This window comes from Paenibacillus suaedae, assembly GCF_032337355.1.
Taxonomy (GTDB): domain Bacteria; phylum Bacillota; class Bacilli; order Paenibacillales; family Paenibacillaceae; genus Paenibacillus_B; species Paenibacillus_B suaedae.
The window spans coordinates 157,107-169,385 of the sequence record NZ_JAVYAA010000008.1; the positions used below are offsets into that span (position 1 = coordinate 157,107).

Annotated in this window: 9 protein-coding genes; 3 read left to right on the top strand and 6 right to left on the bottom strand. The window is 48.0% G+C overall.

The window, feature by feature from the left end:
- Positions 1-141: 141 nt before the first annotated feature.
- Both RQP50_RS25630 and RQP50_RS25635 read right to left on the bottom strand, forming a co-directional pair.
- Positions 142-954: a histidinol-phosphatase gene (locus tag RQP50_RS25630; RefSeq protein ID WP_315747133.1), complete on the bottom strand. Its 813-nt coding sequence runs from the start codon at positions 952-954 to the stop codon at positions 142-144.
- Between the two features lie 57 nt (positions 955-1,011).
- Complete coding sequence (locus RQP50_RS25635) at positions 1,012-1,914, bottom strand: LysR family transcriptional regulator (protein WP_315747134.1); 903 nt, start codon at positions 1,912-1,914, stop codon at positions 1,012-1,014.
- A 324-nt stretch (positions 1,915-2,238) separates the two neighbouring features.
- Here RQP50_RS25635 and RQP50_RS25640 point away from each other — a divergent pair, with 324 nt between their 5' ends.
- The gene (locus tag RQP50_RS25640; RefSeq protein ID WP_315747135.1) at positions 2,239-3,552 is read left to right on the top strand and encodes an MFS transporter; all 1,314 of its coding nucleotides are present in this window, start codon (positions 2,239-2,241) and stop codon (positions 3,550-3,552) included.
- Between the two features lie 141 nt (positions 3,553-3,693).
- Here RQP50_RS25640 and RQP50_RS25645 read toward each other — a convergent pair whose 3' ends face one another.
- Positions 3,694-4,545, bottom strand: a complete 852-nt coding sequence (locus RQP50_RS25645) for a hypothetical protein (protein ID WP_072730649.1) — start codon at positions 4,543-4,545, stop codon at positions 3,694-3,696.
- A 148-nt stretch (positions 4,546-4,693) separates the two neighbouring features.
- Here RQP50_RS25645 and RQP50_RS25650 point away from each other — a divergent pair, with 148 nt between their 5' ends.
- Positions 4,694-5,122, top strand: a complete 429-nt coding sequence (locus RQP50_RS25650) for a helix-turn-helix transcriptional regulator (protein ID WP_315747136.1) — start codon at positions 4,694-4,696, stop codon at positions 5,120-5,122.
- A gap of 186 nt (positions 5,123-5,308) precedes the next feature.
- Here RQP50_RS25650 and RQP50_RS25655 read toward each other — a convergent pair whose 3' ends face one another.
- Both RQP50_RS25655 and RQP50_RS25660 read right to left on the bottom strand, forming a co-directional pair.
- A complete protein-coding gene (locus RQP50_RS25655) occupies positions 5,309-7,438 on the bottom strand; it encodes an RNA degradosome polyphosphate kinase (RefSeq protein ID WP_315747137.1) in 2,130 nt (709 codons plus the stop codon).
- Between the two features lie 78 nt (positions 7,439-7,516).
- Entirely contained in the window at positions 7,517-9,064 is a 1,548-nt protein-coding gene (locus RQP50_RS25660) for a Ppx/GppA phosphatase family protein (protein WP_072730646.1), read from the bottom strand.
- Positions 9,065-9,463: 399 nt separating this feature from the next.
- On the opposite strand from RQP50_RS25660, the gene RQP50_RS25665 reads away from it, so the two are divergent.
- A complete protein-coding gene (locus RQP50_RS25665) occupies positions 9,464-11,032 on the top strand; it encodes a Ppx/GppA phosphatase family protein (protein ID WP_072730645.1) in 1,569 nt (522 codons plus the stop codon).
- A gap of 62 nt (positions 11,033-11,094) precedes the next feature.
- On the opposite strand, the gene RQP50_RS25670 is transcribed toward RQP50_RS25665, so the two are convergent.
- Complete coding sequence (locus tag RQP50_RS25670; protein WP_315747138.1) at positions 11,095-12,054, bottom strand: zinc dependent phospholipase C family protein; 960 nt, start codon at positions 12,052-12,054, stop codon at positions 11,095-11,097.
- Positions 12,055-12,279 lie beyond the last annotated feature (225 nt).

Here is a 12,279-nt window from a genome sequence, read left to right on the forward strand (position 1 = left end):
CCGTATCATAAAAGAAAGATGCAGCTAGAGTACTGTAGGAACTTCGTATCCCGATGAAGTTCCTTATGCCCCAGAAGCATCTTTATGTTGCGCGTGATATATAACTATAATAATCGAACTATGGTCGTGCCTCCTGACAAGTTAATCAATGGGTACGACCTGTTTCTGCTTCTCTTTATAATACACCCAGTACGTAAATCCGATGTCCTTCAGCCGAGAGCGGACTTCCTCCCAGTCCTCGCCGACGCGGGAAGGCTCATGCGCATCCGAGCCAAAGCTAACTTCGACTCCGAAATGAAGGGCACGTTCCAAGATGGCGTCCGCTGGATACCAGCCGCCGCTCAGCTTTGTTTTCCCAGATGTATTGATTTCGATGGCAACGCCGCATTCTGCAATGACCTTCAAGGTGTCGTCGATAATGTCAGGGGCTTGAATGTCCGAGAACGGGGGGTAATTGCCCTTCATGGCGTCAATATGGCCTAAAATTTGAAACATGCCTGTGCGAGCAGAATCACGAATCATCTCATAATAGATCCGTTTTTCAGCAATTTGCTGCTCGGCGTTTAGCTTCTTCCATCTGTTTTTATTGAAAATGCTGACGCCATTTGTGCTGTGAACGGAGCCAATAATGTAGTCAAATGGATACTGTGCTAACGTCTTACGATAGGTTTCCGCATGTTCAGGGAAATAATCTGACTCGATGCCCAGCAGCACGTCGATGCGGCCTTCGTATTCCTTTTTGAGGCGCAGCACCTCGACTACATAGTTGTGGAAATCGCTTTTGGCCATCGTAATATTCGGATGCGGATGATCTTCATCCTGGCCAAAATAGGGCGTGTGATCGGATATGCCAATAACGTGAAGTCCATGGGCGATCCCTGCCTCAATATACTCACGGATGTTGCCATCTGCATGACCGCAGCGAAAATGATGAGTGTGCAAATCGAATTTCATAGCTTCCCCTCCTGTTCATTGAGTGGTAGTGTCATATCTACGAAGTGAGCGGTATCGTTACTCGGAACCGATGAACTGGGTTTCAGGCATGCCCTTCAAATCATTTAAAAATTGCTGCATGGCAGAATTCAAGTAACGGCCTGAGCGATACATAACCCCAACAGGATGAGCGGTTTCGAGTTCATGAATTTGAACGATCTTCAGCGTGCCGCGACGCAATTCACTGCTGACCGATAGCTTGGAGATGATACCCGCTCCAAGATTCAACTCGGCCATCCGCTTCACTTCCTCACTGCTGGATAACTCCATAACGATATGAGGAGTGATATTGTATTGGCGGAAGGTTTCTTCGGCGAACCTGCGGCCTACAGTATCAGGCGACAATAGAATGAGCGGAACTTCCTTCAGCATATCAACCGTTGCATGCTCATGCTTGGCCAGCGGATGGTCTGGACAGACGACGAGTTCGAACGAATCGTAGTAGAGCACAGACGTATTCAGATTCGAATTCGGTTCGTTCAAATATCCGATGCCAATATCAACGGTGCCATTCTCGATATGGGCCATGATCTGTGAGGATGACATGGACATAATGGTCGTCTTAATGAGTGGAAATTGATCCTGAAAATAGGAAAGAATCCGCGGCAGGATTTGAATAGCAATCGAAGTCGTTGTACCTAGAACAATATGCCCTTGCGGAATTTGGTTCAAATCACTCAGCTTCTGTTTAACTTCGTCGACGATATCTAAGATGCGCGTTGCATGCTCCAAAAATACTTTGCCGCTGTCTGTCAGGGTGACAGGTTGGTTGCGGTCAATAAGCACTGTTTTGAACTCATCCTCCAAGCTTTTAATCTGAGCGGACACGGCAGGTTGAGTCAGGTTAAGCAATTCGCCTGCCTTGCGGAAGCTCATCGTCTTGGAAATGGTAATTAGTGTTTCCAACTGGCTTAAATTCATGACTGTTTCCCCCTTTCTTGCCTATTTTGACATAGGACTAAAATATGGTGTGAGATGTGTGCACGGTGGTGAATATGTAAAATCCGAAATAGGGTGTGAGAACGGAGCTTCAATACAATTTATCGCTTTTGTTGTACTAATAAAATGTTTTTCTCATTATACATTAGATTAGTTAAGGAAGCTATGCCGATGAGCAATGTTTACCAATGCGGCAGCTTATATGAAAACTTAATAATTGAAATAGTTGACCGCCGCGCAGGCCATGCCGCACAATGAAATGAAGACGTTCTCGACAACGTTACGTTATAGCTTAGGGGGAAAACAATGCGTTCGAAACAGGTTCGCAGTTGGATGATGTATGATTGGGCGAATTCCGCTTTTGCGACAACGATGTTGGCGGCAGTTCTCCCTATCTTTTATCAGTCTGTGGCTGCTTCAGGACTTCCGAATCATGAGGCGACGAGCTATTGGGCTTTTACACAGACGATCGGCATGATCCTTGTCGCACTGCTGTCTCCGATATTGGGAGCAATGGCTGATCTATCACGCCGCAAGATGGCATTTTTGCGCGTCTTTGCGATTTGCGGCTCGGTGGCTTGTATGCTTCTGTTCTTCGCGGGAAATGGAGATTGGCTGTATGTATCGGTACTGTTTATTTTGGCAACGATAGGCTTTTCTGGAGGCAATACGTTTTATGACTCTCTCCTGCCCGAGATTGCAGCACCAGATGAGCGGGACGAAATATCTGCCAAAGGGTATATGTACGGATACATCGGTGGCGGTGTGCTGCTGGCGGTCAACATTGTCATGCTTGAGAAATGGGAGATGCTAGGGTTTCCGAATAAGCTCGTTGCCACGCAGACCGTATTTTTGTCCGTAGGAATATGGTGGCTGCTCTTCTCATTGCCAATATTCCGCCACTTGCAGGATCCTGTGCGTACAGATCGGCAATCGGTGTCTTATTACACGAAGCAAGGTTTCGGCCGGCTAGCTCAAACGATTAGGCGGGTGAAGCATTACCCTGAGCTATTGAAGTATATGGTGTCCTTCTGGTTTTTCAATGACGGCATCTCCACGATTATCGGAATGGCGGCGATATATGGTGCTGGGATGGGCATTCAGACGAGCCATCTCATTATTGCGCTGCTTATTACCCAATTCGTCGGAATCCCGTTCACCTACTTGTTTGCGAAGTTCGCCCGCAGGTTAGGTTCTAAGCGTTCCTTGTACGTATCACTTAGTACGTATATCGTCATCGTGTTCTTTGGTTATTTTATGACAACAGCGCTTCATTTCTACATCCTGGCCTTCCTTGTTGGCATGGTGCAAGGGGGAAGTCAGGCAGTAGCGCGTTCTGTTTACAGTCAGATGGTGCCGATTAGCCGCGCATCTGAATTTTTCGGGTTCCTCAGTTTATCGAGCAAAGTGTCTGCTTCCATCGGTCCGGCCGTCTTTGGCATGGTAGGCTTAATGACCGGTTCTACACGCCTGGCAATCTTGTCTATCCTGGCCTTCTTCATTATCGGGATTATTTTGCTTGCATTCGTAGATATTGAGAAAGGGCGCAAGGAAGCAGCGATGGAGGAGGACACTTGGAATACAAATGCATCAGGGGGCAAGGGGATACCTGTCCATTAATAGAAAGACCCTAATCCGTATGTTCGTACTGCTTTACGCAGAGGGGAATCACGGATAGGGTCTTTCTTTTTGCGTTATATCGGTTAGAGACTGCACATACATCAGGTAAGAGAGTACTCATTTATATAGAAGGAGCCATGCTTACGTAGTCATAATCATCCACCATTGCTTGTCATACGCTTCCAGCTCAACCTCTTTCAGTCCCAAGTTCGACTCAGCAATCCACTCTCTGACCAATTGAATATATGCACTGTGGAACTCTGAAGAATACCCCATTTGCTCATATCCAGCATAGGTGCAGTTGTCAAAAATGAGATAGCCCCCTTTTTTCAACAGCTTCATACAGATATCGATAATGTTGATGAATGGCTCAAAGGCAGCCTTCCGAAGTTCTCCTCGATTGTGATAGCTCATCACAGCTTGAAGTAATTGAGGCTCGATATCCCACCAATTATTGTTGACGGTATCGATACCCTCGATATCTGCAATTATCGTCTGTATAATATCATTAATCGCATGATGGAAAGAAATGACTTCGAAAGAATGAGGCTCATAATACTGCAATAAATTGTTCCCGTTATCTTCAATAATTTTGACTTGGATGTCCAAGTCAGCCGTTTTTTGCATGAACTGCTGAGATAGCTCTTTATTCAGATTTGCTGTCACATACGTTGCACCATTGGAGAACGCATTTAGTGCTCTTGGAATACATACCGTATCACCTGCAGCTATTTCGTATAGGGATGCATGGGATTGGATACCCAGCTCAACAAGTAAATGGTACCAAGCTGCAGAGTAATAAAATTCGACTAATTCATGACTCCATTGGCGAGACAGGTCAATTGGACTTCGCATGATTTGATTTAATAAGCTTTCGATTTCTTCAGCGTTCATTTCTTGAAGTTGTGAGCGTAAGGATGTAGGGAGATACTGTTCGAGATGTGGGGGGAAGTTCCTAGTCTTATAATGCTTGGCCAGTTCCCGCACGTTCATGAGTGACACCCCATTTACCAATATTTTATTACATTCTAGGGGATAGCCGTGTAAGGAAATGAACGAATCTTGCTCAATTTTGGGGAGTCAATCTAGCGTATAAGTTTAACAGGGGATGAAACGATAAATCGCAGAAAGAGAATGATCCATGGATAACCTGGTGAGTAGTATATATAGAGCGACGGAATTCATAGAGACCAATCTGTCCAGAAAAATAACATTGGATGAGATTGCGGATGCTTGCTATATATCGAAATACCATTTGCATCGGGCGATGAGTGCTGCTGCACGCCGTCCGTTGATGGATTATGTAAGGGCGAGAAGGCTGGCCTCTAGTCTGGATATGCTCCTGCATAGCACCTATCCTATTCTACATATCGCCCAGGAATATGGCTTCGAATACGAGCAGTCTTATATACGGGCTTTTGTAAGTGAGTATGGGATGACGCCCTCTAAGTTCAGAAAAGGGTGCTTTACTGTTAATCTTACTGAAAAAATAAACATCGCCGAATTTATACAATTGGACAACGGCATCGTTTTCGAGACAGGATTCGTGTTGAAGCAGGCCTTCAGTTGAGCGGATTCCTTCTTCTTCGAATCGATTGACGTCTTAGTAGCTAACGAACATTACTGCGAAGTCAAATTGTATGTTCCGATTGCTGCTCCAGCCTAACTCGATAGAATTGCATGCTCATTCGATAAAAAAGGAGAGCGCCCAACATAAGCTCGTGGGATCGCTCTCCAATACGAATAGACCTTTTTTCTAGAATTGTGACGTTGCAGCTACTTCATTCATTGCCTGCTCGTCTGTTGAATGTGTTCGCGGCTGAAAGGGAAGGGTAGCCGGGCTCATTGATTTCTCAGCTCGATCCCCAGCTCGCTTCAGCAGTTGTTCCTGCGCGTGCATTTTCTGCATGCCTTTGGCGGCCTTCTTGCGGTACGTGCCGTCAGGCTGCAGGAATCGACTTTTCGCTTGATCTGCCAAATAGCAATGAAGGATTTGAATAATCTGCTGCTTCAGCTCCGAATGCTCAATTGGGAACATGGCCTCGACACGGCGATCGAGGTTGCGCGGCATCCAGTCCGCACTGCTCAGCAGTACCTTGTTCTTGCCGCCATGCTCGAAGTAGAAGATGCGGGTATGCTCCAGAAATCGCCCAACTATGCTTCGTACCGTTATATTCTCACTCATATTCGGCACACCTGGGCGGAGGCAGCATACGCCTCGTACGATGAGCTCAATGCGTACGCTGGCTTTCGAAGCTTTATACATCAGTGAAATGAGCTTTTCATCCACTAGCGCATTCATTTTGAGAATGATGTGCGCTTTGCGGCCTTTCCGCGCAGCCTCAATCTCATATTCGATATATTGCTCCAGCTTATGGCGCAAAAACAAAGGAGCAACGCATAATTGATTTAAGCTGGATGGCACGGTGAAGCCAGAGAGCATATTGAACAGCACTGAGGCGTCGCTGCCAATCTGGGGATTGACGGTCAGCAGCCCCATATCCGTGTACAGCTTGGCTGTCACATCATTATAATTGCCTGTGCCCAGATGAACGTATCTGCGGATACCATCCTCTTCGCGTCGAACGATGAGCAGTGTTTTCAAGTGGGTCTTCAATCCTATCAATCCATAGATAACATGGCAGCCGGCTTGCTCCAGCCGCTTCGCCCAGTGAATATTGTTCTCCTCATCGAAGCGGGCCTTCAGCTCCACGAGTACCGTAACCTGTTTTTTATTCTCTGCAGCTGCGATTAAAGCTTCAATGATCGGGGAATTGCCAGATACCCGATACAGCGTTTGCTTAATGGCCAATACGTCTTGATCCTGTGCGGCTGCTCTTACAAGCTGAACGACAGTATCGAAGCTGTCGAAGGGATGATGCAGCAGACGATCTTGATGGCGAATCCAGGTGAATATATCCTCCCCGTCCTGAAGGGGCTGATGCGGATGATGGCTTGGATAGAGAAGCCCTGGCTTCTGAACGAGCTGGATCAGCTTGAACAGGAATGTATAGTCGATAGGGCCGGCGATTTCGTATACGCCGCCGAGCGGCTCGTCTTCTCCATCCTGTGTGATCATTTGAAGCAGTTCATGACTAATGCCTTCCTCCGCCTCAATCCGAACCACATTCCCCCATTTTCGCATTTTGAGCGATTCCTCAATCTCCTTGAGCAGATCCTCTGCGCCTTCCTCATCTATGTCCAGATCCGCATTGCGCGTTATGCGGTAAGCCTTCATATCGACAATGTCATAGCCATGGAACAAGATGTCCATATGCAGCTTGATGACGTCTTCGAGCAGGATGAACTCCTGCTTGTCCGTACCTGTCGGTAGCCGTACGAGTCTAGGCAATACTTCAGGCACTGCTACTGTCGCGAACACATCTTCCTCCTCGTCCGTATTGCGGACGATCAATCCAATATTCAAGCTCTTGTTCTGGATGAGCGGGAACGGCCGGCTTTGATCCACGACCATCGGAGTGAGCACAGGGAACAACTGCTCCATAAAGTAGCTGCGAAGATAGTGCTTCTCATTCATCGACAATCGATGCGGCCGCTTGATTACAATGTTGTGCTGGCGCAGCTTCCTCCGAAGCTGACCGTATATGTAGGCTTGCTTCTCGACCATTGCGGCAGCGCCAGACTTGATGCCTTCGAGCGTATCATGCGGTGTGCAGCCTGATCGGTCACGCTTGTCATAACCTGCGATCATTTGATCAATGACGGACGCAGCACGCACCATGAACAATTCGTCCATATTGGAGCTGCTTATGGCTAGGAATTTCAGCCTTTCTAACAACGGGTTCGATTTGTCATACGCTTCTTCAAGAACTCTTCGATGAAAAGCCAATAGGCTCCATTCGCGGTTAATAAATGATCGAGCCATCACGAAACCTCTCCTTTTCTACACAATGAACGATTGCAGCTCAGCATGATATGGTCATTGGGGGAGATGAGAGGGATGCTATCCTTTTAGTAGGATCGGATACCCGCTCACTTGCTCGAAGAATGAGCTTTCATGTTGGAAGGCCCACCGTTCCAGCTCCAAGCTGCCCTCATAGGTAGGAATCATCGTAATGTAAGTGCCTTTTTTTATATGGATGGTGAAATCTTTAACTTTCTGCTGGTGGGCAATATCAAGCGCATCGGCCAGCTTGAGGATAGAGGTGAGCTTGGACAGTACCAACTGCTCCTGTTCACTCATATCCGATCTTAGAGGCACTTGAGCACTGCGCGGATGGTATAGTGCCATACTTGCGACAAGCTCCTTGTCCTTCTCAGACAGACCCAGCCAGTCCATCGCTTTAATCATATGGTAGGAATTGGCGGCATGGCCTTCCTGGGATATGGTCTTGCCGATATCATGCAAGATAGCGGCAAGCTCCAAGCATAGTTTGCGAGATGGATCCATGCGAAATAAGCTGTTCAAGCGATCAAAGAGCTTGCTAGCGAGTCTTCGAACCTGTCTGGAGTGCTCCATATCAAGCTGAACGCGTTCGGCAGCATGGAAGGCGGACGCCGTCATATCTTCGATATACAACGCTTGCAGCGAAGCAGACTGATCATGTGCTGAGAGTGACATCTCATGAAGGACGCCGTGCCGTAAGGAGACATCCGGCAGAAGCAATCGCTCTGCTGCCGTTGCTTTGAGCAGCTCTGACATAATAATAGCTGTTGGGATGAGCTGAGAGGCGCGTTCTTCATCAATATGGAATTTGTGCGATAGCTCTGCAGTGCCTGCTTGCATCCATTCGAACAAATGGCGCTGGAGTGTTGTTCTTGCGATGGATCGCAGTGGTAAGCTGCCGACTGAGCTTGTCCCTCGCTCTCCATATTTGTTCGCCAAGGTGGAGGCTTCTCCGCCGAGGACAATTAGATGATTGATGGTATAGGAAGACATACGGCGACGCAGCATGTCCAGTTGACTTTCAATATATTGCTGAAGAACGTTGGAATAATGCAGCGACTCGCCCCGCAAGGACTCAAGCACTTCCTTCAGCTTCAAAATACCGATGCGAACATATTCGGAAAATTGCAATCTTCCAGATGCATATACGCTTAGCTGGACACCGGCGCTGCCAATTTCGACGACCAGCAGTCCTTCTTCACGCAGCTGCGGCATTTGTTCAACGCCGATATTCAGTCCGACATAGGTCAAATATCGTTCGACAGAGCTATCAACCAGCTCGATGTCCATGTCCGTGTAACGGCGAAGGTTATCTAGAAAGTACCCGCGATTGCTTGCCTCTCTAACCCCGCTCGTCGCACAGGCGCGATACGTTTTCACTTTGTAATCTTTCATGAGCTGCGACATTTGCTTCATCGCGCGGCATACTTCGAACGTGGCTTTAGAATGGATCTGACCATGGGTGAAGGTGTCGTCGCCGATCGGGGATGTAAGCTTAACATCCTCAAGAATGCGAAGCTGCCCTGGTTCGGCAAGCTCGGCAATAAGCATTTTAATTGCATTCGAACCAATGTCGATGCCTGCGGCAATAAGCGGTTTGTCCATAATATCCCCTGTCTTTCGTTACAAGTGAATGAAATAGACGGCATGTATGCCTTCACACCTATATCGCTCGCGATTTACGGGCAGGAATGAACACAGCTTATGGTGTGAATACTGCTTCCAATAGACTGGGCATTGCTGTCTACTGCTAGAGTAATGGATTTGACAGGTACAGGTCATAGATTTACAAAAGATTAACATTATGTTACGCGCTTTCGGATGGAGTTTTCATACAGGGCATGGCAAAATGAAAAGATATTGCAAGCATTTCAAGAGATATCACTCTTTTTTTTGAAATGTAAGCAATGATAGGCTCAGCAGGCTGTTCTTCGCGGACGTAGGTGGATGATGGATGCTGTGCACACAACGTATTGCGATGAGTAAGGAAGGAGAGTATGCCATATGATGCGACCTAAGAAGCCGCTAGAAACCAAGGTTCCGACACAGAATCGCCATCAGGGCATTGTAGATATCGGTTCCAATTCGGTACGTCTTATGATTGCGGAAATTCGCGAGGATCTGACATTTCAAATTGTAGACCAATGGAAGGAAGTCGTTCGTCTTGGTGATGAGTACGATGAAGATGGAGCGATTCCGGAATATAAAATTGATAAATTAATTTCAACGCTCCTATTATTTAAGCAGTTGTGCAGCCGTTATGAGTCATGTGAGATCATCGCGGTTGCCACGGCTGCACTGCGCAAAGCGACGAACCGGGCATTAATCCTAAGCCGCATTCTAGGTGCAACACAATTGTCTGTGCGAGTAATTAGCGGAGAGTCGGAGGCTTATTTGGACTATCTGGCAGTCGTATCGACCATGAATGTCAAGGATGCGCTGCTGGTCGACATCGGAGGCGGCTCCTTGGAGATGGTGCTCATTCAGGATCGGACCTTGAAGGAGAGCATCAGCATTCCGATTGGTGCGCTAACGCTGGCAGGCCAATATCATGTCAGAGAGGCGCTTGAAGTAGAGGAGGGGCAGCGGCTTGCTGCCGATATGGGGAAGCTTCTGGGGCAGATTGAGTGGCTGCAGCAAGCAGAGGGATATCCGCTTATTGGTGTGGGCGGAACGATACGGACAATTGCGAAGATGGATAAGGCTCAGGCCAAGGTTCCACTTGCTTCGCTCCATCATTACGTGCTGAGCCGGGAACATGTTGAACAGTGGTATGAGAAGCTGAGACCGTTGTCGCTGGAGGAAAGAGAGAAGATTCAAGGGTTATCCAAGGAGCGGGCGGACATTTTTATGGGAGCCTTTACGTTCATTACGTATGTGATGGAACGATTGGATATGCCTATATTGACGGTAAGCGCCAAGGGTGTTCGGGAAGGTGTTCTATTCGATTTGCTTCAGGGGGAAGGGCTGATGATCGATGATCCTCTGTCTTTGTCCATCTCGAATATGATGCGGCGGTTTCGGTTGCAGCGAGATCATGCCAAGCGAGTCCATGTCCTATTCAATCGACTGGTGGAAGATATGGGAGCACTAATGGAACTGGGAGGGGACTGGTCGCAGATCATGCACACGAGCGCGATGCTGCATGATTGTGGAGTCGTCATTTCTCCGCTTGAACGAGAACGGCATGCGCTATATATGCTGCTCCATTCAGATTTATATGGTCTGACTCCTCGCGAGCTCGTGCTCAGTGCGTTCATCGCCTCAGCTGATCAGAAGCTGAAGGCAGGCGAAGCATGGAGTGAATATGAGGCGCTATTCCTTCCCGGAGACAAAGAAGGTGTGCGTACACTTAGCCTATTGCTGCGGCTTGCGATAAGCTTCAATCGCGGAGCAGCCTCAGATGTAGAATTGGTGGCCTGTGATATTGAAGAGCAGGAGGTCGTATTTCACGTGCGCGCCTCGACACCGCCACTGCTTGAAGTATCGGAAGCCTATGCGGTTCGCACGGCATTCCGCAAGCGTTTCAAGCGGGATCTTGTCATTGTCGCGAATGTTACGCAATCACGATAACGAATGGAAAAGGCTCTCTGAGGCAGAGGACATCGCTGTTCTGCTTCAGAGAGCCTTGTTATTTACGCATCCCAAATTGGGTCTTCGATGATGATGGGTCGATCCTGCTCCAGAGGAAGACCAGTCTCGTAAGAACGGTTGCCAATTGCTGCTCGAAGAGTCTCATACGCGTTAGCAACTGTACGCGGATCTTGATTCGCTTCCTCCTTGATGTTCCAGTAGGCGGCGGCAGCCGATACAGCACGCGCCGCATCTTCACGGGCTTCTTCCCACATATCCCATATACTCGTGGATCGAATTTCTCCTGTACCCGTCGGATCTGGCCATGGTCTTCGTGCTTCATTCAACACATCATAGGCTGGTGGTGTCCGCTTGTAAACAAACGGTTCGATTTGTTTGAATGTCAGAAGCTGCTTCATCCCGGACGGGTCATGGAATAACTTCTGTGCGCGCACCATAGCTCGATTGGCGTCGTTCCAATAGCGTGTATCCACTCGGTTGGACAGTTCAGGGTAATATCGGCCCGTTAAGGCATGCAGTGCACTGACCATTGCTTTCGGGAACTGTCCGCCCGTATCGATTTCTTTCCATACCGGTGTATTCCATGTCGCGATATTGCGCTTGGAGCGCAGCACGTGGGTATCCATCAGCACCTCGAACCGCTGGTGATCCCATTTGCGGAATCCTGAACGCACGAATACATAAGGATGCATGTTCCGATCAAGGATATGATGCAGCAGGAATCCGAGGGCGTATACGCGAGATAGCATATCTCCCTTGGGGGCAGAATCGATCAAGTCGAGCAGAAATGGACCGCATTGCTTATTATGCATGGTACTTCCAAGCTCGTTCATTACTTTATTGCGCTGCCATGGCAGAAATTGATGATAGAATAGAAAATCCGGCCCCTGGCACCCCATATTGAACATGCGTTTCTGGGAGTCGGGCGATATCCAATGGGCGATGCCAGCGTCGTCAAGCGCCTCTTGGCCGAATAGTAAATGCGTCCATACGTTGGGCATTGTTCCCCTCCTCGTTACGGAGCATCTCTTATGCAGCTGCGTGTGAAGCTGCCGCAATTGAGATGCCTATCTACCAGTTCACCTGAAATAAAGAGGAATGTCAATCCTTTATGAGTATGAAATGGGAACTCCTTTGCTATCTTGATGTGGAACATTTTTGTGCAACATGATAAAGTTTCTTGATCTGTCTAGCAAGATGAAGCGTTTGCATGTACACTGTAAGGA

What these genes read in the sequence shown, in the direction of transcription:
- RQP50_RS25630 (WP_315747133.1), bottom strand. Translation starts at nt 954, where the DNA reads ATGAAATTCGATTTGCACACTCATCATTTTCGCTGCGGTCATGCAGAT.
- RQP50_RS25635 (WP_315747134.1), bottom strand. Translation starts at nt 1,914, where the DNA reads ATGAATTTAAGCCAGTTGGAAACACTAATTACCATTTCCAAGACGATG.
- RQP50_RS25640 (WP_315747135.1), top strand. Translation starts at nt 2,239, where the DNA reads ATGCGTTCGAAACAGGTTCGCAGTTGGATGATGTATGATTGGGCGAAT.
- RQP50_RS25645 (WP_072730649.1), bottom strand. Translation starts at nt 4,545, where the DNA reads ATGAACGTGCGGGAACTGGCCAAGCATTATAAGACTAGGAACTTCCCC.
- RQP50_RS25650 (WP_315747136.1), top strand. Translation starts at nt 4,694, where the DNA reads ATGGATAACCTGGTGAGTAGTATATATAGAGCGACGGAATTCATAGAG.
- RQP50_RS25655 (WP_315747137.1), bottom strand. Translation starts at nt 7,438, where the DNA reads ATGGCTCGATCATTTATTAACCGCGAATGGAGCCTATTGGCTTTTCAT.
- RQP50_RS25660 (WP_072730646.1), bottom strand. Translation starts at nt 9,064, where the DNA reads ATGGACAAACCGCTTATTGCCGCAGGCATCGACATTGGTTCGAATGCA.
- RQP50_RS25665 (WP_072730645.1), top strand. Translation starts at nt 9,464, where the DNA reads ATGATGCGACCTAAGAAGCCGCTAGAAACCAAGGTTCCGACACAGAAT.
- RQP50_RS25670 (WP_315747138.1), bottom strand. Translation starts at nt 12,054, where the DNA reads ATGCCCAACGTATGGACGCATTTACTATTCGGCCAAGAGGCGCTTGAC.